Annotated in this window: 33 protein-coding genes; 25 read left to right on the top strand and 8 right to left on the bottom strand. The window is 41.1% G+C overall.

What is annotated here, in order from left to right; genetic code table 11:
• The first annotated feature begins 66 nt into the window (after positions 1–66).
• From AMD01_RS13355 to gdh, 5 genes are all read left to right on the top strand, one after another.
• Positions 67–570 (top strand): DUF1572 family protein, encoded by a 504-nt coding sequence (locus AMD01_RS13355; RefSeq protein ID WP_053401928.1) that lies wholly within the window; start codon positions 67–69, stop codon positions 568–570.
• 138 nt (positions 571–708) lie between these two features.
• Entirely contained in the window at positions 709–1692 is a 984-nt protein-coding gene (locus AMD01_RS13350) for a ring-cleaving dioxygenase (RefSeq protein ID WP_053401927.1), read from the top strand.
• A gap of 91 nt (positions 1693–1783) precedes the next feature.
• Entirely contained in the window at positions 1784–2101 is a 318-nt protein-coding gene (locus tag AMD01_RS13345; RefSeq protein ID WP_053401926.1) for a 2Fe-2S iron-sulfur cluster-binding protein, read from the top strand.
• Positions 2102–2338: 237 nt separating this feature from the next.
• Positions 2339–3196, top strand: a complete 858-nt coding sequence (locus AMD01_RS13340) for a RhaT/GlcU family sugar-proton symporter (RefSeq protein ID WP_053401925.1) — start codon at positions 2339–2341, stop codon at positions 3194–3196.
• A 21-nt stretch (positions 3197–3217) separates the two neighbouring features.
• Entirely contained in the window at positions 3218–4003 is a 786-nt protein-coding gene (gdh, locus tag AMD01_RS13335) for a glucose 1-dehydrogenase (RefSeq protein WP_053401924.1), read from the top strand.
• A gap of 45 nt (positions 4004–4048) precedes the next feature.
• On the opposite strand, the gene AMD01_RS13330 is transcribed toward gdh, so the two are convergent.
• Entirely contained in the window at positions 4049–4960 is a 912-nt protein-coding gene (locus tag AMD01_RS13330; protein ID WP_053401923.1) for a helix-turn-helix transcriptional regulator, read from the bottom strand.
• Positions 4961–5097: 137 nt separating this feature from the next.
• On the opposite strand from AMD01_RS13330, the gene modA reads away from it, so the two are divergent.
• Positions 5098–5883, top strand: coding sequence for a molybdate ABC transporter substrate-binding protein (gene modA / locus AMD01_RS13325; RefSeq protein ID WP_053401922.1), 786 nt, complete (start codon positions 5098–5100; stop codon positions 5881–5883).
• A gap of 49 nt (positions 5884–5932) precedes the next feature.
• Here modA and AMD01_RS24155 read toward each other — a convergent pair whose 3' ends face one another.
• Positions 5933–6160 (bottom strand): hypothetical protein, encoded by a 228-nt coding sequence (locus tag AMD01_RS24155; protein WP_157052732.1) that lies wholly within the window; start codon positions 6158–6160, stop codon positions 5933–5935.
• A 55-nt stretch (positions 6161–6215) separates the two neighbouring features.
• Here AMD01_RS24155 and AMD01_RS13320 point away from each other — a divergent pair, with 55 nt between their 5' ends.
• The 13 genes from AMD01_RS13320 to AMD01_RS13260 all read left to right on the top strand — a co-directional run bounded on the left by AMD01_RS13320 (position 6216) and on the right by AMD01_RS13260 (position 17479).
• Positions 6216–6677, top strand: a complete 462-nt coding sequence (locus tag AMD01_RS13320; protein ID WP_053401921.1) for a nucleoside 2-deoxyribosyltransferase — start codon at positions 6216–6218, stop codon at positions 6675–6677.
• 285 nt (positions 6678–6962) lie between these two features.
• Entirely contained in the window at positions 6963–7973 is a 1011-nt protein-coding gene (locus AMD01_RS13315; protein WP_053401920.1) for a DUF3231 family protein, read from the top strand.
• 150 nt (positions 7974–8123) lie between these two features.
• Positions 8124–8618 carry an RNA polymerase sigma factor SigV gene (locus AMD01_RS13310; RefSeq protein ID WP_053402016.1) on the top strand — a complete coding sequence of 165 codons (495 nt, stop codon included), beginning with the start codon at positions 8124–8126 and terminating at the stop codon, positions 8616–8618.
• A 2-nt stretch (positions 8619–8620) separates the two neighbouring features.
• Entirely contained in the window at positions 8621–9490 is an 870-nt protein-coding gene (gene rsiV / locus AMD01_RS13305; RefSeq protein WP_053401919.1) for an anti-sigma-V factor RsiV, read from the top strand.
• A gap of 351 nt (positions 9491–9841) precedes the next feature.
• Positions 9842–11779, top strand: a complete 1938-nt coding sequence (locus AMD01_RS13300; RefSeq protein WP_053401918.1) for an acyltransferase family protein — start codon at positions 9842–9844, stop codon at positions 11777–11779.
• Between the two features lie 55 nt (positions 11780–11834).
• Positions 11835–12344, top strand: a complete 510-nt coding sequence (locus AMD01_RS13295) for a GNAT family N-acetyltransferase (protein WP_053401917.1) — start codon at positions 11835–11837, stop codon at positions 12342–12344.
• A complete protein-coding gene (locus AMD01_RS13290) occupies positions 12317–13189 on the top strand; it encodes a GNAT family N-acetyltransferase (protein ID WP_083446544.1) in 873 nt (290 codons plus the stop codon). Before AMD01_RS13295 ends, AMD01_RS13290 begins: the two co-directional genes overlap by 28 nt.
• Positions 13190–13313: 124 nt before the next feature.
• Positions 13314–14237, top strand: a complete 924-nt coding sequence (locus tag AMD01_RS13285) for an alpha/beta hydrolase (RefSeq protein ID WP_053401915.1) — start codon at positions 13314–13316, stop codon at positions 14235–14237.
• A 111-nt stretch (positions 14238–14348) separates the two neighbouring features.
• Positions 14349–14765 (top strand): GNAT family N-acetyltransferase, encoded by a 417-nt coding sequence (locus AMD01_RS13280; RefSeq protein WP_053401914.1) that lies wholly within the window; start codon positions 14349–14351, stop codon positions 14763–14765.
• A 113-nt stretch (positions 14766–14878) separates the two neighbouring features.
• On the top strand, positions 14879–15172 hold the full coding sequence (locus tag AMD01_RS13275) for a hypothetical protein (RefSeq protein ID WP_169775966.1): 294 nt from the start codon (positions 14879–14881) through the stop codon (positions 15170–15172).
• A gap of 36 nt (positions 15173–15208) precedes the next feature.
• Entirely contained in the window at positions 15209–16096 is an 888-nt protein-coding gene (locus AMD01_RS13270; protein WP_053401912.1) for an alpha/beta hydrolase family protein, read from the top strand.
• A gap of 428 nt (positions 16097–16524) precedes the next feature.
• Positions 16525–16986: a hypothetical protein gene (locus AMD01_RS13265; protein WP_053401911.1), complete on the top strand. Its 462-nt coding sequence runs from the start codon at positions 16525–16527 to the stop codon at positions 16984–16986.
• Between the two features lie 22 nt (positions 16987–17008).
• Entirely contained in the window at positions 17009–17479 is a 471-nt protein-coding gene (locus tag AMD01_RS13260) for an NUDIX domain-containing protein (protein ID WP_053401910.1), read from the top strand.
• On the opposite strand, the gene AMD01_RS13255 is transcribed toward AMD01_RS13260, so the two are convergent.
• From AMD01_RS13255 to AMD01_RS13235, 5 genes are all read right to left on the bottom strand, one after another.
• Positions 17470–18093, bottom strand: a complete 624-nt coding sequence (locus AMD01_RS13255) for a MarC family protein (RefSeq protein WP_053401909.1) — start codon at positions 18091–18093, stop codon at positions 17470–17472. The two genes, AMD01_RS13260 and AMD01_RS13255, sit on opposite strands and share 10 nt — an antisense overlap.
• A gap of 180 nt (positions 18094–18273) precedes the next feature.
• Positions 18274–18765: a GNAT family N-acetyltransferase gene (locus AMD01_RS13250; protein WP_053401908.1), complete on the bottom strand. Its 492-nt coding sequence runs from the start codon at positions 18763–18765 to the stop codon at positions 18274–18276.
• Positions 18766–18909: 144 nt separating this feature from the next.
• Entirely contained in the window at positions 18910–19365 is a 456-nt protein-coding gene (locus AMD01_RS13245) for a DMT family transporter (protein ID WP_053401907.1), read from the bottom strand.
• A 13-nt stretch (positions 19366–19378) separates the two neighbouring features.
• Positions 19379–19810, bottom strand: a complete 432-nt coding sequence (locus AMD01_RS13240) for a DMT family transporter (protein WP_281176879.1) — start codon at positions 19808–19810, stop codon at positions 19379–19381.
• Between the two features lie 78 nt (positions 19811–19888).
• Positions 19889–20203 carry an ArsR/SmtB family transcription factor gene (locus tag AMD01_RS13235; protein WP_053401906.1) on the bottom strand — a complete coding sequence of 105 codons (315 nt, stop codon included), beginning with the start codon at positions 20201–20203 and terminating at the stop codon, positions 19889–19891.
• Between the two features lie 163 nt (positions 20204–20366).
• Here AMD01_RS13235 and AMD01_RS13230 point away from each other — a divergent pair, with 163 nt between their 5' ends.
• Positions 20367–21749: an HD domain-containing protein gene (locus tag AMD01_RS13230; protein WP_169775965.1), complete on the top strand. Its 1383-nt coding sequence runs from the start codon at positions 20367–20369 to the stop codon at positions 21747–21749.
• Positions 21750–21808: 59 nt separating this feature from the next.
• On the opposite strand, the gene AMD01_RS13225 is transcribed toward AMD01_RS13230, so the two are convergent.
• Positions 21809–22756, bottom strand: coding sequence for an alpha/beta hydrolase (locus AMD01_RS13225; protein WP_053401904.1), 948 nt, complete (start codon positions 22754–22756; stop codon positions 21809–21811).
• 173 nt (positions 22757–22929) lie between these two features.
• Between AMD01_RS13225 and AMD01_RS13220 the strand changes: the two genes are divergently transcribed.
• The 5 genes from AMD01_RS13220 to AMD01_RS13205 all read left to right on the top strand — a co-directional run bounded on the left by AMD01_RS13220 (position 22930) and on the right by AMD01_RS13205 (position 25988).
• Positions 22930–23124, top strand: a complete 195-nt coding sequence (locus tag AMD01_RS13220; protein WP_053401903.1) for a hypothetical protein — start codon at positions 22930–22932, stop codon at positions 23122–23124.
• Positions 23125–23147: 23 nt separating this feature from the next.
• Positions 23148–23669, top strand: a complete 522-nt coding sequence (locus tag AMD01_RS13215) for a cysteine hydrolase family protein (RefSeq protein WP_053401902.1) — start codon at positions 23148–23150, stop codon at positions 23667–23669.
• A 126-nt stretch (positions 23670–23795) separates the two neighbouring features.
• A complete protein-coding gene (locus tag AMD01_RS13210; protein ID WP_053401901.1) occupies positions 23796–24629 on the top strand; it encodes a GH25 family lysozyme in 834 nt (277 codons plus the stop codon).
• Between the two features lie 69 nt (positions 24630–24698).
• Entirely contained in the window at positions 24699–24869 is a 171-nt protein-coding gene (locus AMD01_RS24500; RefSeq protein WP_169775964.1) for a DUF8096 family protein, read from the top strand.
• Between the two features lie 234 nt (positions 24870–25103).
• Positions 25104–25988, top strand: a complete 885-nt coding sequence (locus AMD01_RS13205) for a phosphotransferase enzyme family protein (RefSeq protein WP_053401900.1) — start codon at positions 25104–25106, stop codon at positions 25986–25988.
• Positions 25989–25994 lie beyond the last annotated feature (6 nt).

The raw sequence follows: 25994 nt of genomic DNA, 5'->3' as shown, positions 1-25994 counted from the left end.
GAAAAGGATAACGAATCTCCCTAGCGAATATATATAACAATGTTTTTTTCGAAGGAGAGGAATTCAATGAGTTCATCACAGTTTGCTGCTGAGTACATAAGGGTTGTTAAAGCACGTTTTCTAGACATGAAAAAAACCGCTGAGCGGGCGTTTGATCAGATAGACGATGAGATGATTGGGTGGTCACCGAACGAAGAGTCAAACAGCATTGGCATCATCGTTAAGCATATGAGTGGAAATATGGTGTCGCGCTGGACCGATTTCTTTCATTCAGATGGGGAAAAGCCAAATCGGGATCGTGATGATGAGTTTGAAGGGACGATCACAACGCGAGAAGAATTGGACGCACGATGGAATAGAGGATGGACCGTTTTTCTAAACGCTCTTGACGGAATAGGAGAAGACGACCTTTTACGACCTGTCTACATTCGCGGTGAAGCCCACACCGTTATGGAAGCAATTGAGCGGCAAATGTATCACTATTCGTACCACGTTGGACAAATTGTCTATGCAGCAAAGCAAGTGCAAAAAAGCTGGACAACGCTAACTATTCCAAAGAGAAAAAAATGAAGACTGCACAATCTGTCTAAATAACGTTGACAGATTGTTTTTTTGTATGATATCTTTAATTCAAGATATTTTATTTAAAGATGATGATAAAAGCCAATAATAAAAATGAAATGTGAAGAGAACAGGGAGGAATAAACAATGCAAGGACTAAAAGGGATTCATCACGTAACCGCTATTACGAGCAGTGCCGAAAAGAACTATGAATTTTTTACGTATGTGTTAGGCATGCGTCTAGTGAAAAAAACGGTAAACCAAGATGACATTCAAACGTATCATCTATTTTTTGCCGATGATAAGGGAAGCGCAGGAACAGACATGACGTTCTTTGACTTTCCTGGCATTCCACAAGGGGTACACGGAACAAATGAGATTTCGAAAACATCATTTCGCGTACCGTCAGATGAGGCTCTTGCTTATTGGGTAAAGCGCTTTGATCGACTAGAAGTTACGCATACTGGCATTCAAGAGCAGTTCGGGAAAAAGACGCTATCGTTTGTCGATTTTGATGATCAGCACTATCAGCTTATCTCAGATGAGCATAACAAAGGGGTTCAGTCTGGAACGCCGTGGCAGAACGGTCCTATTCCATTAGAATACGCAATTACAGGACTAGGCCCAATTTTTGTTCGTGTCGCACAATTTGACTTTTTTAAACAAGTGTCAGAAATGGTCTTTGAGTTTAAGGAAATTGCGCAAGAAGGCGATTTTCACTTGTTTGAAGTAGGAGAAGGTGGAAACGGAGCACAGATGGTTGTCGAGCATAATACCGTATTCCCACAGGCAAGACAAGGATACGGAACGGTTCACCATGCGGCGTTCCGCGTTGAAGATCAGGATGTACTTAATCAATGGATTACGCGCATTGAAGGATTTGGTCTTCAAACATCAGGTTTTGTGGATCGCTTCTTCTTCCAATCGCTTTATACGCGCGTCGCACCACAAATATTATTTGAGCTTGCGACAGACGGTCCAGGGTTCATGGGAGATGAACCGTACGAAACGCTTGGAGAGAAATTGTCTCTACCGCCATTTTTAGAGCCTAAGCGTGAGCAAATCGAGAAAATGGTTAGACCGATTGATACAGTAAGAAGTACAAAGGACATTCAAAAGGAAATGGAATAAATCGAAAGAGGTTAGCAGACGCTAGCCTCTTTTTATGTTTATAAATCGACTCGATTGCAGATAACTACTTATAGATAAAGGAGGGTATACAATGCCTGAAGTAACGGTGATTGGATATGACACTTTTGAAGTAGAGTATGGAAAAAAGCTTGTATTGGCGCTTGAAGACAACGGTGTTCCGATTATGCATCGATGTGGTGGACACGGAAGGTGTACATCATGTCGAGTAGAGCTTTTAGACGGAGAGTTTGATGATTTAATGATGACGACTAATTCTATAAACGGAGGGATTGACGATAACTTGCGGCTATCGTGTCAAATACGAGTCACCCACGATTTGATTGTTAGACCCATTATGACAGCGAACAGCTTAGGAGGAGATCCAGGACCAAGACCGGCAGATGACTAATACGACTTTTAACTCTAAGGCGTGCAATTTCATGATTAAAGAAAAAAGAATGGGGTATTTAACTCAAGTCGGCTTTTTAAGCGGTATTTTGCACGAATTGTTTTTTCTTCCTCGGAGGAATTTAATACATATTTTAAAATTTGAGCAAGATACTAACTGAAAAGAAGATGCTGACTGTTTTTGTCAAGGTTAGCAACTCATCTCAACTAAATCATCTAGAGAAAGGTTTTTGAAATCATGGATATTCTATTAGCGATTTTACCCGCCATTTTCTGGGGAAGTATTGTACTTTTCAACGTAAAGCTAGGTGGGGGACCGTATAGTCAAACACTTGGGACAACGATTGGAGCCCTCATCTTCTCGATTGTCGTCTACTTATTTGTTCATCCCCATCTGTCACCCACGATTTTTATCGTCGGAGCCGTTTCCGGTATTTTCTGGGCGGTTGGACAAAGTAATCAGCTGAAAAGTATTGATTTAATGGGTGTATCAAAAACGATGCCAATCTCAACTGGCATGCAGCTCGTGGCAACAACGTTATTTGGAGTAATTGTCTTTCATGAATGGTCAACAACGACAAGTATTATTTTAGGAACAACCGCGCTTATTTTAATCATTGTCGGGATTGTTCTCACCTCATTACGCGACAAGAAATCAGGTGAAAAAGAGGAGTCAGGCGACTTTAAAAAAGGGATTATTATTTTAATCATTTCAACGATTGGTTATCTTGTCTACGTTGTGATCGCACGCTTCTTTAACGTCAGCGGATGGGACGCATTGTTACCTCAAGCAGTGGGTATGGTAATTGGTGGTGTTATCTTAACGGCCAAATACAAACCATTTAATAAATATGCCATTCGAAACATTATTCCTGGTCTTATTTGGGCAGCAGGTAACCTATTCTTATTCATTTCACAGCCGCGTGTTGGGGTTGCGACAAGCTTCTCGTTATCACAAATGGGAATCGTTATTTCAACGCTAGGTGGAATTTTTATTCTCGGTGAAAAGAAAACGAAGAAACAGCTCATCGGAATTGCGATTGGGATTATTCTCATCATCATCGCAGCTGTGCTACTAGGGAAAGCAAAAGCATAAGAATTTGAGGAGGAATGAATGATGTATCAAGATCTAAAAGGAAAAGTAGTGGTCATCACAGGCGCATCAAAAGGAATTGGTCGTGCCATGGCTGTTCGTTTTGGAAAAGAACAAGCAAAGGTAGTCATTAACTATCGCTCAAATGAAGATGAAGCAAAAGAAGTATTGAAGGAAGTTGAACAAGCAGGTGGAGAAGGCTATATCGTTCATGGTGACGTTTCGAAAGAAGAGGACGTAAAAAACCTCGTGAAATCAGCGATCGAAAAATTTGGTACGCTTGACGTGATGATCAACAATGCAGGACTTGAAAATCCTGTAGCGTCACACGAAATGCCCCTTGAGGATTGGAACCGTGTTATTACGATTAACTTAACAGGTGCCTTTTTAGGTAGCCGCGAGGCGATCAAGTATTTCGTGGAAAATGATATTAAAGGAACCGTTATTAATATGTCAAGCGTGCATGAGATGATTCCTTGGCCATTATTCGTGCATTATGCAGCAAGTAAGGGCGGAATGAAGCTGATGACGGAAACATTAGCGCTTGAGTATGCACCAAAAGGAATTCGTGTGAACAACATCGGCCCAGGTGCCATCGACACACCGATCAACGCAGAAAAATTTAATGATCCTGAGCAGCGCGCAGATGTCGAAAGCATGATTCCAATGGGATATATCGGAAAGCCAGAAGAAATTGCGGCAGTTGCGGCTTGGCTCGCATCATCGGAAGCAAGCTATGTAACCGGAATTACGCTATTTGCAGACGGCGGAATGACGCAGTATCCATCATTCCAAGCTGGTCGCGGATAATCATAGTAAAAAGCCCGTCTAGTCCATTCGAACAGACGGGCTTTTTTAGTGTGATTCATATACGATGGTACCCATTTCAGAAACATCATAATTTCCAAGTGCTTTAATTTTAGACTGAAAAGACGACGTACATAAGAGCTCTGTTACGTACTCAATGAGCGCGCGATTTTGCGCGTTTTTTAAGATGACTAAGTCATAGCATTCGTTAATCAGAGGAATAAAATCAATGCCGACCATCGTTGCGGCTTTTTCAATTCCAATTCCCACATCTGCGGAGTGAGAGGCGACTGCTGATGCGACGCTTAGATGACTAGATTCCTCATGGTCATACCCGTTTATAGTACGTGAAGGAATATGATGAAGACGGAGCTGTTCATCAAGTAAGATCCGTGCACCAGAACCTTTTTCACGGTTGACAAGTCTGAGCTCAGCATTCGCCAAATCTTCCCAAGACGAAAGCTTTTGTGGATTTCCTTTTTGAACGTAAAATCCTGCTCTTCGAGATAAAAGGCGAATGACGATATGAGGATGACCAACGAGAATCTTTTTCGTGAAGGGTAGATTATATTCTCCTGTATCACCATCAAACATATGTAAACTAACCACATCACATTCACCGTTGTACATCGCAATTAAGCTATTCAAGCTTCCAGAGTAGGAGCGAAGCGTTTTCTGCTGCAGGTTCTCCTCAATATGATTGCTCAAAATATCCAACACCATGTCCTGACCGCTAATAACAATAGGCTTTGCGATTGGCTCAGCCGCTGAGATAGAAGGTGTAGGACGTGCAGTTTGAGATTGAATGTAGTCATTTAAATCTGAAGCGGTCATTCGCATTTGACGCCCCACACGAAAAACAGGTAGGTCACCTTTTTTTACGAGGTCATAAACCGTCAGTTTTGAGACTTTAAGAAGCTTTGCGACTTCTTCAATTGTATAAGATAGTTCGTTGGACATTTTGTTCCCCTCCTTTCTTTATTGTAGCTTATGAAGATTAAAAAATCATCGACCAATCATTTTGTTATTTCATAATTCGTTATAATTGATTATAATTAGTTATATCTAAATATAATTAGCTATAAAAAGGAGAAAAAATGAAACAACTTACAGCCATTATTACCTCTTTAGTATGCGTCCTTCTCATTATGACAGGATGCTCATCAAGCAATGAGAAGGGGAACGAAACGAAAAACGTTGATTTAACCATCTCCGCAGCAGCTAGCCTTCAAGATGCGCTACAGGAGATCAAAAAAGAGTATGAAAAAGAACATAATCATGTCACGCTGAACTACAATTTTGGGGCTTCAGGTGCTCTTCAGCAGCAAATTTCTCAAGGTGCACCAGCCGATCTTTTCTTCTCAGCAGCAGAGGATAAGTATGAAACCTTAGTGAAACAAAATAAGATTGATAAAAAGGAAGGAACAAACCTTCTCGGAAACGATATCGTGCTCGTGGAACCGAAGCAAGCAAAAGGCGATATTCAGACGTTCGAAGACTTGCCAAAAGCGAAGAAGCTATCCATTGGAACACCCGAATCGGTTCCTGCAGGGCAATACGCGAAAGACACGTTAACCGCTCTAAAGCTGTGGGATAACGTTCAGTCAAACGTTGTGTATGCCAAAGATGTGCGTCAAGTACTTACATATGTTGAAACAGGAAATGTAGATGCGGGAATCGTATATAAAACCGATGCGTTAACATCGAAAAAGGTGCGAATTTCGGCAACAGCAACAGATGATACGCATGATCCGATCGTGTATCCGGTCGGAGTGATTAAAGATAGTAAACACAAAAAAGAAGCGAAAGCATTCTATCGCTACCTACAAACAGATCAAGCGATGAAGATTTTCGAAAAATACGGATTTAAAAATCTACAGTAATGAATGAAGGGGGACGGTGTGAGAGTGCTGGAGGTCATTGAAAAAGTCCTTAGAGGATTGCGTTCATAACGGATTCAGTTGATTTCCACTCCAGGTCGCTTCGCTTTCCGCGGGTCGTGCGGTGAGCCTCCTCACTCCTCTGGGGGGTCTCACCTGTCACGTTAATCCCGCAGGAGTCTCGCACCTTCCGTTTCAAACAACCTAAAGCGACTGCATCAGATGTAACGGCCAAGTTCCCATTTTGAAAGGAACTTGGTCGTTTTTGTCTCTCAGTCATAATTCGTTTGTCCATCAAAATACACTAGTATTGGGTGTCAGAAAGGAATGATCAGATGGATGCAGCAGCAGTAGGGGTTATACGTGTATTTATTGCAAGTCCTTTTTTTGATGAGGAACAGCTTGATCGGGTGAAGCGATTAGAGAATGCACTAAGTCAGAACCCGTATGTCGCCGATATTTTCTCAGCTCGTCTTCATCAGCATAAAGAGCTTCCCTTTGCCTCCGAGCAGTGGCGAAAAGTCGTCTTTAATAATGATCTTCGCTTTTTGCGCAGAGCGGATGTTGTGGTTGTGATTCACGATTATGAAGGAATGTCCGTTGATAGTGGAACGGCGTTTGAAGTGGGATATGCGTATGCGTTTCAAAAGCCAATTATTTTGGTTAAGGAGAAAGAAAGCGTTCCGAACTTAATGCTTGTAGAGAGTGCTTACGCCTATTTTACTCGGGTTGAAGAGCTTGCGACTTATAATTTTATGAAAATGCCCCGCATTCCTTATCAAGGGGATTTAATTTAGCTAATTTCAATGAAATTGGCTATTTTTTTGCTTGGCATCATATTTCGAAAGCTTTTTTATGATTAGTTGGCGATCTTAAAAGAGTTTTTCCATCACGTATTAAAATAAAGAGATAGAGGAAAGAACTCGTATTGTACATTCAATATTCCTGCTAATACCATTTTCCGGATTAAATAGAGGGCGTAAAATCAATACTCTGTATATCATTTTTGCAAGACAAAGAATAAGTGTGAGCCATTCAACAAAAGCTATGACCAAATCAATGGTTTGGTAGGGAGCAGACGGATGACAGAACAAGAACATAACATACCACTTACAAGCCCAGAAATTGCTGCTTTATGGACGAGTTATTTACAGCACAGCGCAACTACCTGCTTTTATAAGCATTTTTTACAGCACTTAAAAGATCAGGAGATTAAGCCAATTGTTGAGGAAATGCTTGCACTCGAGACGTCCTATTTGCAAAAAATTGAACAAATTTTTGTAACAGAATCATTTCCTATCCCGAAGGCGTTCACAGATAAAGACGTGGATTTAACCGCGCCTGCACTGTTTACGGATTTATTTGCGCTGAGCTTTGTGTACCGTGTGGGACAGATGACCGTCCCGTACTATGCCACGGTGCTCACGAAGGTAGCGAGAGAAGATGTTGTGGCATACTATGACGAGGGATTAATGTCTAGTAAGGCGTTGTATAAAAAATCGTTGGAACTCATGCTGTCGAAAGGAATTTATGATCGTCCACCGAAAATGATGTATCCAAAAGAAGTGGAATACATGGAAAAGCAGCAAACGTTGTTCGGCGCGTTTTTTGGGGAGAAAAGACCGCTCAATTCAATGGAGCTGAGTGAAATCTTTTCGACTATCGAGCGAAATTACATAGGGCTTTTGTTAATGATGGGGCTCATCCAAGTAACAAAAGACCAAGAAATTAGAGCGTATCTATTAAAAGGAAAGAGGCTGTCTGAAAAGCAGATTGATACGTTTAATAAAATTTTACGAAAAGAAGAGCAGCTAGGAAATATTCCAGTGAGTATGGAAGTAACTTCTTCGACTACGTCACCATTTTCGGACCGGCTCATTATGTTTTTGATTTCTGCTACAACGACAACGGGAATTTACATGCTGTCCTACGCTCTTTCTACATCGCTTCGCAAAGATTTAGCGGTACACTACTCCATTTTGCTGACTGAGATTATGAGTTATGGTGGGGAAGGGCTTGAAATTATCATCAAGCGTGGCTGGATGGAGCAACCTCCACAAACGGTAAATCGTCAAGATTTGTATAAGCCATAGAAAAAAGCTTGAGGGAGTTCCTCAAGTTTTTTTTCGTTGAATGATGTAAAAAAATCATTAAAGCGCAAACTATTTGAATTTCTACCACGTCTATCCTATGTAACAAGTAAAAATACGTATTTTACTATTTTAAAGGAGCTCTTTAATGCAATGAAAAACAAAGATTTACAGGCCATATTAGTCACGTGCATAACTGAACATAAAGAAGATTTTTATCGACTGGCGTATAGCTACGTCAAAAATCAAGAGGACGCGCTGGATATTATTCAAGAATCTATTCAAAAAGCGCTTGTATCACTCGATCGAATTCAAGATCCCGGGTCGATTAAAAGCTGGATGTATAAAATTATTGTCCGCACCTCCATCGATTTTCTACGAAAGCATAAGCGAGTGAGCGTAACGGATGATGAAACGCTTGAATTTTTATCATCGGGACAAGAAGACACGTACACGGATATGGATCTTCATGAGGCGCTTGATGAGTTGCCGCTTACGTATAGAACCATTATCGTGCTGCGTTACTTTGAGGATTTAAAGCTAGAAGAAATTGCGGATATTATGGATGAACATTTAAGTACGGTCAAAACAAGATTATATCGTGGATTAAAGTTATTACGTATTAACATGACCGAGGAGGAACAATGAGAATGGATAAAAAGTTAGAAACGTTAAGGGAAGCTTACAAAAGCGTACCGATCCCAAAAGAGTTAGATGATGTGATTGAAAAAGCACTTCAGCAAAAGCCTAAGCCAGTAAGAAAGAAGCGGTTTTATATTTGGCCTGCTTCGGTTGCGGCCGCTGCTGTCTTATTTATTGGAACGGTAAATGTCAGCCCACAGGCGGCTCATGCGATGTCGAAAATTCCAGTCGTAGATAAAATTGTCGACATCGTTACGTTTACAGAAGTGAAGGAAGAGCGTCACCATGCAAGCATAGACGCTAAAACGCCGTCTATTTCAGGGTTAAAAAATAAAGATCTCCAAAACAGTTTAAATAGTAAGTACGCGGCGGAATCGAAAAAGCTTTATGAGAAGTTTGCCAGCTCTGATGCAGCCAAAGCGGATAATAAAGGCTACTACTCAGTTGACAGCACGTATAAGGTTATGACAAATACGGATACGATTCTATCCGTACAGCGTACCATTCAGGAAACGCAGGCATCCGGCTACATTCAAAAGCGATTTGATACAATTGATAAGAAGAATGAGGTATTCATTACGCTGAAAAGTTTGTTTAAAAACGATCAGTACGTTGACGTGATTAGCCAAAACATCATCCAGCAAATGAAGCATCAAATGGAAACAGAGCCTGGTAAAATGTATTTTATTACGGATGAAGATATGGACCCGTTTAAGAAGATTAAGTCGGATCAATCATTTTATATTACAAAGGATCACAAGCTTATGATTTCGTTCAATGAATACGAGGTAGCTCCTGGTGTAATGGGGCCCGTAGAGTTTGAGATTCCAACCAAGATTTTAAAGAATGTGCTGGTTGGAGATCGTTATATTCGATGAGTGGAGAAGCTTCCTTCGTAACACGAGGGGGGCTTTTTATTTCCTTTGTAAAAATTGGGTATTCACCCTGTTTTGTGTGATAATATGGGCATATAGACATATTTTCTGCGACATCCCATCTGCTCTCTTTAGAACCATCATTTGGATTTCCATCTCTGATTAATTCTTCCATCATAGTTCATTTTTCCTTTTTTGAAAAAGTTGCGCTAATTGTGAAACTAAATGGTAAGTCCATAACGTCTATTAGGTGATGCATGTCAAAAACGAACGGTTTAATGAATATCTATAGAGAAAGCATTGAACGGGTAATGAACAACATGAAGATCGCGCAGAAGAATGGGGGACTTACATATGTCACAAGGAAAAGGGCATCGGTACATTTATGGATTGGATGGGCTGCGGGCACTCGCAGTTCTAGCAGTTATTGTCTATCACTTAAATCTAACATGGGCAACGGGTGGATTTTTAGGGGTCGATATTTTCTTCGTGCTCTCTGGGTACTTAATAACGTCTATTATCTTGCCAGCGAAGGGAGAAGAGCTCTCCTTTACATTAAAGGATTTTTGGATCAGCCGAATTCGACGCTTACTGCCAGCCGCGTACGTGATGATTATGACGACGATGGCATGGGTGGTACTGTTTAAGGGAGATTTATTATCTAAAGTGCGCGGAGATGCGATTGCGTCTTTAGTTTATAGCAGTAACTGGTGGTTTATTTTTCATAAAGTTTCCTATTTTGATAGCTTTGGTTCACCGTCACCGTTAAAAAATTTGTGGTCCCTTGCGATTGAAGAACAGTTCTATCTTCTTTGGCCACTGTTATTAATCGCAGGATTAACGTTATTTAAAAGTCGCTTGCAATTTGCCACTGTTGTGCTTATTGGAGCGGTTGGGTCTGCTGTGGCGATGGGGATGATGTATGAACCAGGGATGGACCCGAGTCGTATTTATTACGGAACGGACACGCGTTCTTTCGAGCTACTTATTGGTTGCTTTTTAGCACTCATTTGGCCAATGAAGCGTTTATCTACTAAAAAGCTTCCGAAAGTGCCACAAGCATTTATGAATATAATAGGATGTGTAACGCTTTTAGTGACGCTTGCGAGTTTTTATGTTGTCAATGAATATCAATCCTTTGTCTACCAGGGCGGTATGTTTTTATTCTGTTTGAATGCTGCTGTGCTTATTGCATGTGTGGTTCATCCAAGCAGTTTCATTGGCAAGGTGTTATCATGGAAGCCGCTTCGCTGGATCGGAACGAGGTCGTACGGGATTTATCTTTGGCATTATCCGGTCATCGTGCTCGGTACCCCAATTCAAGAGATCGGAAATCCTGTTTATTGGCATATTGTGCTGCAATTATTAATTGTATTCGTGCTAGCAGAATGGTCCTATCGTTTTGTTGAGGTACCAATTCGCACTTACGGAATTCGAGCATTTCTGCGTCAGTACGTGCAAAATATTATGAAGTGGAGAAACTTAATCATGATTCGAAAAGTTTCGACAGGTGTGTTATCTCTTATTCTCGTCATTTGTACAACCGGGATTATTGGCCTTGCACAAGGGGTAACTCCCGCTCATGAACACACCATAAAAGTAAGCAGTGTGACACAAGGTGTAAGTGGTGTACAGGATGGTCTAAACGATCCACGAGAGGAAGGAAAACAATCAAAACCAGATTCTTCTACAGGATCAAGTGAGCAACCACCATCAGCACAAGAAAATCAAAAGCCAACGAAGCAACCAAATGAAGCACCACCGAAACAGCCTGCTCAGCAAGCGCCGGTTGTAAAGCAACCAGTCCAAACAGCCGGAACAAAAAAGAAAATGTACCGGAATGTATTAGCGATTGGCGATTCGGTGATGCTTGATATTGCAAAAGATCTTCGTCGTACCTATCCGAATATGACGATTGATGGAAAGGTAGGTCGCCAAATGTCACAAGCTCTTTCCCTCATTCTGCAATATAAGAAATTTAATCAAAAAGGGAATGCGGTCATCATCGAGCTTGGAACGAATGGATACTTTACTGATAAACAAATTGATCGGTTACTACAAGCCTTTTCGAATACCGATATTTACCTAGTGAATACACGTGTACCTCGTTCATGGGAAAATGTCGTCAACCAAATGATCACAAAAAAAGGACAGCAATTCAAAAACGTGAAAATAGTTGATTGGCATTCTCTTGGTCTTAAGCATCCAGAGTATTTTGCAAAAGACGGCGTACATCTAAAGCCAACAGGCTCTCGGGCCCTCGCGAACTTAATACTAAGTTCATTTAAATAACGAGTCAACCCCCTCCTCTTTTGTGGTAATATATAACAAAAGAGGGGGTTTTTTTATGAAAATTAGAAGAGCCGTTCCTGAGGATGCCGCGTCTATTGCCCGTGTACATGTAGATAGCTGGCGCACAACGTATAAAGGAATTGTGTCGGAGGACTATTTAAATAAGCTGTCTTATAGGAAGCGCCAGGAAATGTGGGAAGGTGCTATACCAAAGGGACACGTTTTCGTTGCAGAATCACCAGATGGAAGAGTAGTGGGTTTTGCATCAGGTGGTAAGGAGCGCACCGGTAAGTTTCCTCTTTATGACGGAGAGATGTATGCTTTATATATACTAGAAGATTACCAGGGAAGTGGAACAGGAAAAAAGCTCGTGTATCAGCTAGCGGGTGATTTAAAGAAGGCTGGCCTTCACGCCATGTTAACGTTGGTAGTTGAAAATAATCGCGCACGCTACTTTTATGAGGCTCTTGGAGGAGAGAAGATCGGTTCTGATGAGGTTGAAATCGGCAGAAACTCAATGGTAGAACTATCGTATGGATGGAAGGATTTGCAACGTATTTTATGATTAGTCAGGCTTCAGTTCTTCAGCTCATTGAATGTAATGAAATACATATTAAACCATTAGTGCAATTATCATCCTCCATAGATTGGGATTATAATAGAGAAGACCTTGAAACGATTATGAGTACTGGTAGAATATTTGCTCATCAAACAGAGCAAGGTGAGATTGTATCAAGCGGAGCGCTCGTCACATACGGTGGAAAGATGACATGCATTGGCATGGTAATCGTTCATCCAAATTATCAGGGGGTGGGACTTGGAACAGAAATTATGCGGCATTGTCTGTCTCTTTTAGGAAACCAAAGCGCGATGCTCATTGCTACTGAAGAGGGAAAGCCGATGTATGAAAAGTTAGGCTTTTTAACGGTGAGTGCGGTTCGTAAATACTTTTGCGTGGCGCCGGTTAGGAATTCAAAACACGATTTTATAAAGCCTTATGACTCATTAGACTTGTCATCCGTTTTAAGGCTGGATGCCGAGGCTTTCGGTGACGAGCGGCAAAGCTTTTTGAGAAAACGGATTGAACAAGCTACTAAGAGAAGAGTGCTTAGAAAGAGTGAAGAAATTTGCGGGTTTGGGCTGGCTGTCGAAACCTCACAGAATTTAATCTTAGGACCGATTGTTGCACCTACAGCAGAAGATGCCGTGGCCCTCGTTCGTGATCTAGTACAAGGTTATAGAGGAAAGCTACGCATAGATGTGCCTACTGAACAGAAGTCCTTTCAACAGTTGCTTGAACAAAGCGGCTTTGTATTTGTGAACGAGCCACCCATTATGATATACGGTGTGAATTCTTTAGACAAGAGAAATGGAGATCTGTACAGCATCGCCGCCCAAATTTTTGGATAGAAGGGAAGATACATATGAAATCATTGGAGCATCATCATTAACGCACGGTTATTGCCACTGCCCGTTCGCCTCCTTATAAATGAAGCCATCATTTATCATTCAAAACGAAAAGGGAGGCATTTTAATGGAACGAGGTATGATTCAAGGGAAATATATCGAATGTGATGGTAAAAAGATATTTGTCGAGCATTACGGTCAAGAAAATGAGCAGGCGATTTTGTATTTACACGGGGGACCTGGTGAAGGAAGTTATGATTTCTCCTATCATCAAGCATATCGTTTGAGTCGGTCCTTTGAAGTAATTATTATCGAGCAGCGCGGTGTGTGCCGATCGGAAGGCATAAACCCGGGCGAATCGCTACGATTAGAGGATTTAATTGAGGATTGTGAATGTATTCGTAAGCAGCTCGGAATTAAAAAATGGTCCGTCATTGGTCATTCATTCGGTGGGTATTTAAGCGTACGATATGCTTTGAAATACCCACAATCGATTGACCATCTTATCCTAGAAGGGCCAACGTTTGATTTTGCATTGACAGCTAAAGCGTTGCTGAAACGAACGGCTAGTCTTTATAGTCAATACGGTCAGACAGAAGAATTGAAAAAATGCGTCGCTTTTATGAAAACGAATCCCTCGACTCGTGAGCTTGTCGAGGGGTATATGGATCTTAGTCAAGGTTTAGGCGACAAGAGAATGGAAATTTACAGACGGCATAACTCTGTTTCAACCGATTTTTCGGTTTATACCGATGACGAGTGGGAGATCTTCTATGACCGATCAGAAATTCATTACAATCTTCTGCGCGATGAAGGGCGAATTTTTCAATCGCTTCTTCCACTTCTTGCTGATGTTACTGTACCGATGCTGCTTCTGCTCGGGAAATATGATGTTGTCACGTGTGAAGAGCAAGTAAACGTGTTTGTGGCAGGTGCAAAAGAAGGAGCTGTTTATACCTTTTTAAACAGCGCTCATACGCCACATTATGAGGAAGAGGAACTGTTTGAAGAAGTGGTGACGAAGTACTTAAAAGAAGGATATCTTAGGTGAAAATAATCAACATTTAAAGGTGGTGTGTGTCATGAAGAAAATCGGAATGAATTAAAAGCGGTGACGTAGTCGTTAACCGCTTATTCTTTAAAAAGAGAAGGAGAGGTTAGGATGGCTAATTTTAAAATTCATGAGCGTATGCCAACTGTTGACGAGCACCAAATTTTGTGGGAGTCAGTTGGCTGGGGAAATATCCATACGGAAACATCGAGCCAATCGCTTGCTCATTCGTTATACGGTGTTGTGGCAACGGTTGACGGAGAGCCGGTCGGAATGGGAAGAATTGTAGGCGACAACCATATGTATTTTTATGTTCAGGACGTCGCCATTCATCCGACGTATCAAGGAACAGGACTCGGTAAAGAAATTATGGAGCGGTTGCTTGCCTATATTAAGCAAAGACGAAACGGTGGAGTCGCCTTTGTTGGGCTTTTCTCAGCTGAAGGAAAAGACGGGTTTTATGAAAAACTAGGTTTTCAAAATCACGCTCCACATATGACAGGGATGTTTACGGTATTTGAAGGATAATTTTTTTAAAAAAAGTGACTGCTCGTTTACGTAGCAGTCACTTCTTATGTTAAGGTAGAGGGTAGATAGTTATCTAGTAAAAAGACAACTTAGAATATAAATAAAGGGAATGAATGATGAAAGATCTAATTATGGTGGCGCTATTTTTAATGGCGCTCGGAAATAAAGTGTATCAAAACAAAGAATTTTTAAAGACGTTAACCTTCATGAAAAAGGCGTTTATTAGTGTAGCTTTTTTGATTGTACTCGGTTTATCTGTAGCGGCAATTCATTACGGAGGCGTATGGCTTGCGAGCTTATGCCGATTTAATGCGGTGCAAGTGATTGTTCAGTTTATCTGGATTGTCGTAGTCGTTGTACTCGCTCGTTTGTTACTACGTGTGCTGCTGTTTTTTATTAAAGCATGAAGTAGCTACGAATATCTATTTTGCGGAGGTTATGTATTGAAAAATAGCAAGGAACATACAAAGTTTGCCGGTTTCCGGAAAGTGGATGTTAGCGATGAGCATTTAGGGGTGACGTTTCCTATGCTCGTCTTGTATCCGACGGACGCACTTGAAAAAGAAGAGAACATAGGGCCTTATAAATTAAACGTTTCAATGCATGCAGAGGTAATAGGTGGCGCGCACCCACTCGTCATCATCTCTCATGGCAGTGGGGGAACGCCGCTCGTCTACAGAGATTTAGCTAGAAGCTTAGCTCAGAATGGATTTATTGTGGCGATGCCAGAGCATCCATTTAATAATATCCATGACAATCATTCAGCAAACTCCGCCAGTATTTTAGAAAGTAGACCCCGAAATATCACTCGTGTTATTGACTGGTTTTATAATAGCGATTTGTTTAAACACCACGTTCATTTTGATGATATTTCGATCATCGGACATTCTATGGGTGGGTATACAGCAATTGCGTTAGTCGGTGGAATCCCAACGACTCTTCCTTGGGAAACGGAGAATCAAATGCCTCAAATGATAGACGTAGAAGCAGATGAACGCATCAAAAAAGTCATTTTACTTGCACCTGCTTTGGGGTGGTTTAGAAGTGAAGGAGCGCTTAAAAAAGTTCGTATCCCCATCTTAATGATGACAGGTGAAAGTGATGACATTACGCCTTCTTTTCACGCTGAATTTCTCTTAAAAGGAATCACAAATCGTGAGCAGATTGAACATAAGGTCATCAAAAATGCAGGGCACTTTTCGTTTTTAAGTCCGTTTCCATTAGAGATGAGATCGCCTTCATTTCCACCTTCTCAAGACCCTAAAGAATTTGATCGAGAGCAATTTCAGAAACAATTAACCGCGGATGTTTTAAATTTTTTAACACCTTAACGAACAGGCTCTCATCATTTCTTATTGATACGAGGTTTTTACATAAAAAACAGGTTGTTCGTCGTTTAAAGGAGAGATCTATATGTCAGATTTGTTCTTGGTACTTATATTGATTGTGGCTTTGTGTTATAGAGGCTATCGTGAACGCGAATTTTTAAGGCAGCTTTCATGGATTCAAAAGGTTCAAATGGCAAGCGGATTGGTATTTGCTACACTACTTTGTTTTGCGATTGTTTATTAGGGAGGGAATAAGGGTGCTCAGTTGGTGGATAATGGATTTCTGCAATTTCTTATTCGCTTAACATCACTGTTGGTTGGTTTCTACCTCGCAAGCTACTTAATTTCGAAGGTATTCAAACGATTGCCTAAGCCGGAGTAAGGTAGTCCATCTTTTGAATGATAAAAAAGTGATAAAGGAGAGAGGAAATGTGACAAAGGGTAGGCTAGCTCTCATATTCGTTGTTTTATTGGGAAGTGTTGCGTTTATTGTGATTCGCAATGAACAACAAGCAAATAATGCGTCTCTATATCCACTTAGCTCTCATCAAACAGCCATTTTGGACGAAGCGAAAGTATCTAAACATGGGTTGTCTACTGACGACATTGATCGTTTTACTATTGGACAAGGCAAGTTTTTACTTATTCAGTATTTTAACCGTCATCATCTGAATTACAGGGTAGGATCAAAAGAATATATTCGTTTTTTAGCGAGTATCAGTGAACGAAAAGACCTCAAAGAAAATCCTACCTTTGTTATTATCGGTTCATACGCAAGCGTTTATCTATCCGAGCTTCAAAAGAAAGAGCCTCTGTTTTTACGTTTCCACCTTCCCTCAGACATTCTTAATACCACCATCAAAGAAAGAAGAACGGTAAATAATCACTTATAATATCTCGTAAAGGATGATGTTCATGTATCCCATTCGTGTCAGATCAAGCGCGCTCATTATTGAAAATGAGTCCATTTTATTAGTCGAATTTCATGATGAAAATGGCCTTCACTACAACCTTCCTGGTGGGGGAGTTGAACCATTTGAAACGGTAATGGAAGCCGCAAAACGAGAAGCAAAAGAGGAGGCATCCATTGATGTGGACGTAACCTCTCTTGCGTTTGTATATGAATACGCGCCTCAACACGCGGAGGCGCGTTACGGAGAAACACATTCTCTTACACTCTTTTTTGATTGTAAAAGAAAGGGAGGGGGCACGCCGAAAATGTCCCCGTCTCCAGATCCTAACCAAACCGATGTGAAGTGGATTCCACTCGATCAGCTTGATCAAGTGGTGCTATATCCCAACATTCATGAACACATCAAAAGCTATGTACGCTTATCTGCTCCTCTTTCATTTATTGAGGAGGAAAAGCTGCCTGTTTACAGATGAGGAAACAGACCGTGTATCCCACCAGCAATCATTTGAATGGCCATGACGGCTAAAATTAACCCCATTAGACGAGAAATGACGTTCAGTCCATTTTGGCCAAGCTTTGAAATAATGGCCGTTGAATAATAAAACAGCACAAATGTAATCGCAAGAATGAGCGTGTAGCTAATAAAAACGCTGATCATTTTTTCAAGGTGATAGGATGTGCTGTGTGACATAACGGTGGCAATCGTCCCTGGTCCAGCCATAATTGGAATTGCAAGGGGGGTAATTGAAATATCATTTTGATTCTCCGCTTCTTTTTGTTCATGAGGATGAGGGCTTTGGGCACTAGAGTGCTTTGCCTGTAGCAGGTTATAGGCGATGCCGAAAATTAAAATACCGCCTGCGACTCGAAAAGCATGGATCGTAATGCCAAACATTGAAAAAATGTATTTTCCGAGCACTAAAAAGACGGTCAAAATAATGAACGAGATCACGGCCGCTTTTCGCGCATTACGTCGTTTTTCTTCTACGGAATAACCGTTCGTTAAAGTAATAAAAATTGGAATATTTCCGAGCGGATTCATCACGGCAAAAAAGGAAAGTGTTAATTTCAAAATGAGAGCAATCAACGAGTCAAACTCCTTTCAATGATAGGCTATGGTTAGTATGTCCGATTATAGGGCTTTCATTAGGGCAGTCTGTGATGATGCGGCATAGTGCTTTAAACTTTATTTGAATAAATGAAAAAGCTCATCGCTTTCTGCGATGAGCTCTTTTCTATTCGTTCACATATTGGCTAGTCAATAAACTTATTGCACGGCTTTTTTACGAAGATCTTTTAAATACCATGCATCCATGGCTGAATGTTCAGATCCTTGTAGTGGTGTTTCGAGCAGAGAGAAGCCATATTTTTCGTATAAACGACATGCGGGTGCTAGGGCGTGCTGTGTTTCTAAGTAGCATTTATCATAGTGCTTGCTTGCAAAATCGAGCGCTGTCTCCATTAGCTTTTTTGCTAAGCCGAGACCTTGAACGTCTGGCGTTAAGTAAAGCTTTTGAAGTTCACAAACGCCGTCTGCTTCATCAAACGGAGCAATCCCAACCCCACCTACAACAGTGCCTGCTACTTCGACAACCCAATAGTGAGCGTTTGATAAATGAGTATAGTAATGATGCAGATCGTCTAGCTGAGGATCAAAGTAGGCGGTGCCAGGGATGTCTAAGCCAAGTGATTTGAGAGAGTGTTGAATAATTTCTTTTACGACGGCATTGTCTTTTGGTTCCATTTCTCGAATAATCATAGCAAGTCTCCTTTTAGAAGTAGTCGTCCTAGCAGATAGAATAATATGTATATCTTCAGACTAAATGGTAGAGGAGAGAAGATCAATACATTTTTTAGTCATAAAAAAGAAACGATCCATCTTATCGGATCGTTTCTTTTTCAATCATGATGATTTTGAGCCCTCGTTATCACTAAAGATGAGTACGAGTGCTAGTAGCATGAAGATCAGGCCGACTAGGCGAGACCAGTCAAAGTGAATGACTTCGCCGCCAAATAAGCCGAATTGGTCAATGATAAACCCAGCGCCAATTTGTCCGACGATCGCCGTAATGTTCGCAGCGGTAACGCCAATTTTTGGGACAGCTAGAATGGTTAAAAATAAATAGCCGACGCCGAAGAATACGGCAATAAGCTGCCATTTCGGTGCGTGCGCGATGTTTAGTAAATTTCCGTCTCCGAAGAAAATAAGCCATAGGGCTAAAAATAGAGAACCACTCATAAAGGTAATAAAAGCAGTTTCTAGTGTTCCAATACGATTACTCAGTTTTCCGTTCACAGAAGATTGCCCACTTAGTAGGACACCGCCTAAGAAAGTGAGAAGTACAGGTATAATTGTCAACTCGATTCGCCTCCTAGTAAATAAAGAATAATGCAACAAGCATAAAGAGAATGGCTAACCCACGTTTTGGCGTAATTTTACGCTTTTTACTGCCCATCCAACCAAAGTGTTCAATCAGAATACTTGCGATCATTTGTCCAACGACAACCGCAATCATTGAGATCCCGACGCCAACCTTTGGAATTCCAAATACAAGAATACTTAAATACCCGACGCCAAATATACCGCCCAATAGGTACCAGCGTGGTACTTTAAAGGTTTGACTAAGTTCTCCTTTTCCGAAGAACATAATAATTAGGAATAAAATAATACTACCGACAAAGAAATTATAAAAGCTGCTTTCAAACTTACCGATAATCTTTCCTAGCTCACCGTAAATGGCTCCTTCTGTACTAAGCAGCATTCCGGCAACGAGTGCAAGTACGTAAAAAATAATTTTGTTCACAGGGTGATCCTCCTTCTTTTGTTGGTTTATAAATCTATATATCGAAATAAATAGATATGAAAGCCTGTAAGGGACAGCCTAAAGCCGTTCCTTTATGTCATCAGCTAAACGTTTAATCGCCTCTTCGTTTCGGCGATAATACGTCCATTTCCCATGACGCTCTGACTCTAATAAGCCTGCTTCTTGAAGCATGAACAAGTATGATGAAATCGTTGACTGAGATAATCCTGATTTCTCTTGAATATCTCCTACACATACGCCACCCTTATCACTCAAATTTTTCGATAACAATGCTTCTGGTTTATCGAAATGCTCATGAGGATTTTTCAACCAGTCAAGGATTTCTAACCGCGTATCATTGGACAGTGCTTTAAAAATTTTTTTATTCATCATGTGTCACATTATATCTACTTTTTTCGATATGTCAATGCATGTGCACACATTAACGCTCAAAACTTCACAAAGTCATACTATAACAGGAGAAAAAGCAGGTGTAAACAGCACAACTTTATGGTAATATTAACCAAAAATAAAAAAGGATGAGAGACACATGTTGATGGATATGAAACGCTCATTGAGAGAGCGATCTGTTTATCTAGACGAAGAAGATCGCCTTCTCGTGAAAAAAGCGATCGTATTTGCAGAAAGAGCTCATCATGGGCAGAAGAGGATGACAGGGGAAGCATATGTGATGCACCCGTATCATGTGTGTGAAATTGTAATGGAGTATGGGGCAGACGCCATCACTGTTTGTGCAGCACTTCTACATGACGTAGTAGAAGATACAGATTATACGCTTTCTGACATTCGTCAATTGTTTGGCGATGATGTTTCGCTTGTTGTAGAAGGCGTTACAAAAATAACGAAAGGGACATTTTCTAAGGAAGAACGAGCAGCAGTAAATGCCAACAAGCTCTTGTGTACTGCAACGGAAGATATTCGAGTGCTGCTCGTTAAAATAGCTGATCGTCTCCACAACATGCGTACGCTGGGTATTAAAAAAATAGAAAAAAGAATTCCGTATGCGAATGAAACGCTTTTGTTTTTTGCGCCGCTTGCTAAGCGGTTAGGCTTAATCAAGTGGCAAAAGGAACTAGAGGAGCTTGGTTTTTACTATATAAATCAGAAAAAATACGAGGTCTTGCAGACAATCGTTGATCAGTACGGAGTAATAATGAAACGAGTAGTAGGTGTACTAGTAGAGGAAAAGGTATTGGATGATGAAGGAATTTCTGAATGGACGGTTAGAAAGCGGCCTATTTATGAAGCTTATTCACTTTTGCAGGAACATGTATGCTTAAGAAATGTATACGAGATTGAAGTGATTACCCATACCATATTGGAATGCTATCAAGTGCTTGGCAAATTTCATCGTCTTCATGCTCCCGTTGAAGGGATGTTCAAAGATGAAATAGCTAACCCTACATCGCTGTTTTGTTCACAGCTAATGACAACTGTTTTAGTTGGTGAAGTACTCGTAACCATCTGCATTAAAACAAAAGACGAAAAGAAACGAGAAGAAAAGGGCGCGTTTGCTTATTTTGAAAAGGGGAAAGCTGACCTTGGAATTCAGCAACTGACAAATGCCATCATTCCAGCTGTTTCATTGTATCCTATTCAAACAGAATTACAGGATGTTTTAGCGTTTGAATTGTTTCAGACTCAAGTCATTGTGTTTACCAAAAGCCTCACACCTATTTCCCTTCCTAAGGGAGCAACGGCAATAGACTATGCGTTTTATCTGCAACCTGATCATGCGAAAAAAATGACGGGTGTTTTAATAAATGAAGTGAAGAAACCAATTTATACGGTGCTTCAAGACATGGATGTAGTTGAAGTTATTAGTGAAGAACACGAAACAATTCATGAGAAGTGGCTCACTTACTCTCAAACGTCTCAGGCGTTACAACACATTCACGCCCATTTCCAAATAAATTAACAATAATAATATTATGGTAAACTTAAAACCCGAGACGGTTATGTCTCGGGTCAGTTGAATTAGGCGTGAAGAAGCTCGGATTTTTCCGTTGCTTCTTTAATGAAGCCCTCGATTGTATCACCATAGGTTTTCGGATCTCGGAAATAGCCCATTGCGTGTTCGGCGTTTGGCACAATAAGAAGTTTTTTCTTTGTTGGGCACGCATCGTATAGTGTGTAAACCATCTCCGTTGGGACAAACGTATCCGCATCGCCGTGGATAAATAAAATGGGGACGGTTGCTTTTTGCACTTGGCGAATCGCGGATACTTCACCGAATGTGTATCCCGCTTTTAGTTTTGTGATGACGCTTGTAATCGGTAAAATCGGGAATTTCGGCAGCTTGAACATTTGCTTCAGCTGATACGATAAAATATCATTTACTGACGTATACGAGCAGTCTGCGATTATACATTTTACCTGTGGCGGTAACGACTCACCGCTTGTCATCAGGACGGTAGCACCACCCATTGAAATACCGTGCAGAATAATGTTGATGTGGTCACCGAGTTTCTCCTTCATGACATCGATCCATTTCATAATGTCCTGACGATCATGCCAACCAAAGCCAATGTAGTTTCCTTCGCTGTTTCCATGACCGCGGTTGTCTGGTGAAAGCACGTGAAATCCTTTTTGATGATAAGCATAACCAAAGCTGCTCATGTCTTTTCCTGTTGCGCCGTAGCCGTGAACGAGGATGACAAGCTGATTTGAGGGGGCGTTTGGTGCTACGTATGTAGCGCTCAAACGTAATCCATCAACCGAGCGTGCATGAAGCTCTTCACCTGGATTTGTCGCCACCCAATCTTCGCCTTCTTGGACGAGTTTTGCGACTGATTCCTCAAGATCTTCTTCATGTGCAAGGAACTTCTTTTCCTTATTTGAAATAGCAAAATCATATAAATAATAGCCTAATCCGACAAGACTAGCTCCTGCGAGTCCAATGCCAACTTTTACTGATTTCTTCATTTTTATCATACTCCTTGTTTTAAGGATCGAATGTATTGATTAGGATACCACATCTGTAAATAAACAAACCTAAAAAATGCTCATGAAGTCGGTTGTTGAATAATCAGCCTTTTTCGTTTATTTATGGTAAAATAAGGTATACGAGAGTGGCAAGATAAGGGGGGATTGGGGGATTGGTTATTGGTACCTTTTTAGAGGGCGTGTACGTCTTTTTATTCTGGTGGGTTCTTTTTCTCATCTTTCATCGAGTGCTTCATCGTTCTCCGAAAGTAAATACGTGGAAGAAGGATTTAATTCTTACCGGATTACAGACGGCGTTCTCACTAGTCGTTTTAATCGCCGTCTCTTTTTTCTGGGGTAGACATTAAAAGAAACAGGTGGTGTATGTTAAATGGATCATTCAGCTCTTCTTATTATTGACGTGCAAGTAGGGATGTTTTTAGAAGAAAACCCCGTGTTTGAAGGGGAAGCGCTTTTGACTAAAATTGAACATCTGATCGAGCAGGCAAGAGCGGTGGGAATGCCTATCTTCTATGTTCAGCACAATGCAGGTACAGGAAGACTGTTAGAAAGGGGAACGGAGAATTGGCGCATTCACCCTCGCATCGCACCAACAGACGAAGAGGTTATCATACATAAACGAACGCCAGATGCCTTTTACGAGACGACACTCCATGAGGAATTAAAACAGCGAAACATTCAGCACGTAATTTTAACAGGGATTCAGTCTGAGGTATGTGTGGATACCACATGTCGAAGCGCTTTTAGCCTTGGATATGACGTAACGCTCGTTTCTGATGGGCACAGCACGTGGGATGCAAATGGTCTCAGCGCCTCTCAAATTATTCATCATCACAACCAGACTTTAACATGGTTTGCGCGCTTGATAGAAGCGGAGAAACTATCTTTTTAATAAGTAGAGTTCCTTTTTCAAAAAGGGGCTCTATTTTTTTGATTGTACCCAAACCTACTCTATCAAATGCACATATACTACTATAAGTGATTACAGTAGAGAAAAGAGTAGAGAGGAGTCGCTTGAATGGGGAAGATTGTAGATCTCTCTTATTACCAAGGAGCGATTGATTTTGCGAGGGCAAGTAAAGAAATTGATTTGGCGATCATCCGTGTACAGTATGGGGCTCAAACGGTTGATAAGCGATACAAAGAATATGTACAAGGCTGCAAAAAATACAACATTCCGTTTGGACACTACGCATATGCCAGGTATAAAACGATTGGGGCTGCAATTCAAGAGGCGCGTTTATTTATGGAGCGCGCAGATGCAGGGGCAAAGTTTTTAGTTGTAGACGTGGAAGAGATGACCTTAACAAGATCTTCTGAGATTATTCCTGCCACACAGGCATTTATCCTCGCCTGTAAGCAAAAGGGATGGAAGGTAGGGTTGTATACCGGTCATTCTTTTTATAAAGAGTACAACATGGGGCAAATTGAGGCAGACTTTCTCTGGATTCCGCGCTATTCCGGAAGTGACCGCGGTATTCCACATAGTAATCGCCCGGACATGCCGTGTGATTTATGGCAGTATACCCAAGCAGGAAGAGTAGCTGGTATTGACGGAAACGTTGATTTAAATGTACTGAACGGCCCGCTCCCTTTATCGTGGTTTACGACAAAAGGACAGCCCATTAAAACAGAACAATCAAGTGCACCGTCCAATACAACAAAGACACCGGGGGGAAGAGTGATGAAATTAACGGATAGTCAATGGAAAGAACTTGCGACGATTTATAAAACAGCGTACGATAAAAAGATTTTATCAAGCGATCAATGGGTCAAAAAAGCACAAACGAAAAAGCTAACGGTCGATGAAGCCATCTTTCTGAACACGGTGCTAGCCGGAAGAACGCTATAAAAAATCGCTTTTCTCTTGCAGTATTTTTGGTATGATAGAACAAGAGACTGTGTAGAGAGAGGTTTAAATATGGACGTCTATGAGAACATCGATTTAACGAAGGTGTATGACTACAAGGAAATGCCCGATAAAACGTCAGGGCGCTGCGATCATTGTGGAAATGCACTGTTTAAAAGTACGGTAAAAGATTTCGTCTTTCTTCGTGAATGTCGAAACTGTGGAATGAAAAAGAAGATTTAATAGAAAAGAGCCTTTCATGTGAGAAAGGCTCTTCTTTATCAGCTATTTTATACATAATGGAATGATTTCGAGAAAGCTACCGCATCGCGGATGGGCATTGTTCCGCTTATCGAGAGAAATGAGTAGGTAACGACGCGAGGGATGGTGTTCGCTCAGAAGACGTTTATTTGTTTCGCATACAGTTGAATCCGTACAGATGAGAGAGAGCTAAACTGACATTAGCGGGGGGATATAATGAAAGACGTAAACCAACTTATTGATCACTTCGGGCTACACGTAACGGAGATTAACAGCGTGCCAGAATCGTATAGTTCAACGGTATATGAGCTAACGCTCGAAAGTGATGAACGCGTATTTTTGAAAATTCCGTATTCCAAGGTTAAGCTTCAGCGAGAGTATGAGGTACTTCGACTTCTACAGGATCAAATTCCGCTACCATCGCTGTTAAATCATTGGGAAGGCGATGGAGAGAACGTAGGAGCACTTTTATTAAGCGCAGTGCAGGGGGTTCCGTGTACGAATACGATAACCGAGGAGCTTGCGCATGATATTGGCGTTTGCCACGGACGCCTTCATAATGTCCCCATCTCTTTATTTGACGGCAGTGAAGCGATTGAACGTTATGAGCCGAGTACATTTCGCGCTTTTATAAAAGGAAAATTTAACGATTTTTGTCCGTATGCTAAGGAGCTTTTAAATCCGTCAGTTTTCAAAAAGAGCGTGGCGTATTTTGAGGAGGCTTTTGACACCTTGCCTTCTCCAGATGGTCCGTGTTTTATTCATATGGACTTTCGACCGGGAAATATCTTGACGCAGGATCAGAAAGTAACCGGGATCATTGATTTTGAGAGTGCCCGTATTGGCTCAACGGAAAATGATTTTACGAAAGTGAACCGCGATCTATGGATGAAAGATCCGAAGACGAAAGAAGCGTACATAAAAGGCTATGAAACCATTCGCCCGATGATGGATTTAACAAAAATTCTCCCTTTTTACCGCTTTTACGATGCCTTTTGCTCTGTTGGATGGGGAGGAGCAAGAGGAAGTAAGAATCATCAGAGGTTCATTGAAGAAAACAAAGAAATTTTAATGGAGTATGTGAACGTCAAGATGCAATGAGGTGAC

Source organism: Priestia koreensis (assembly GCF_001274935.1).
Taxonomy (GTDB): Bacteria; Bacillota; Bacilli; order Bacillales; family Bacillaceae_H; genus Bacillus_AG; species Bacillus_AG koreensis.
The sequence above is the reverse complement of the archived record's forward strand: the minus strand, read 5'-3'. Positions and strand labels throughout refer to the sequence as shown.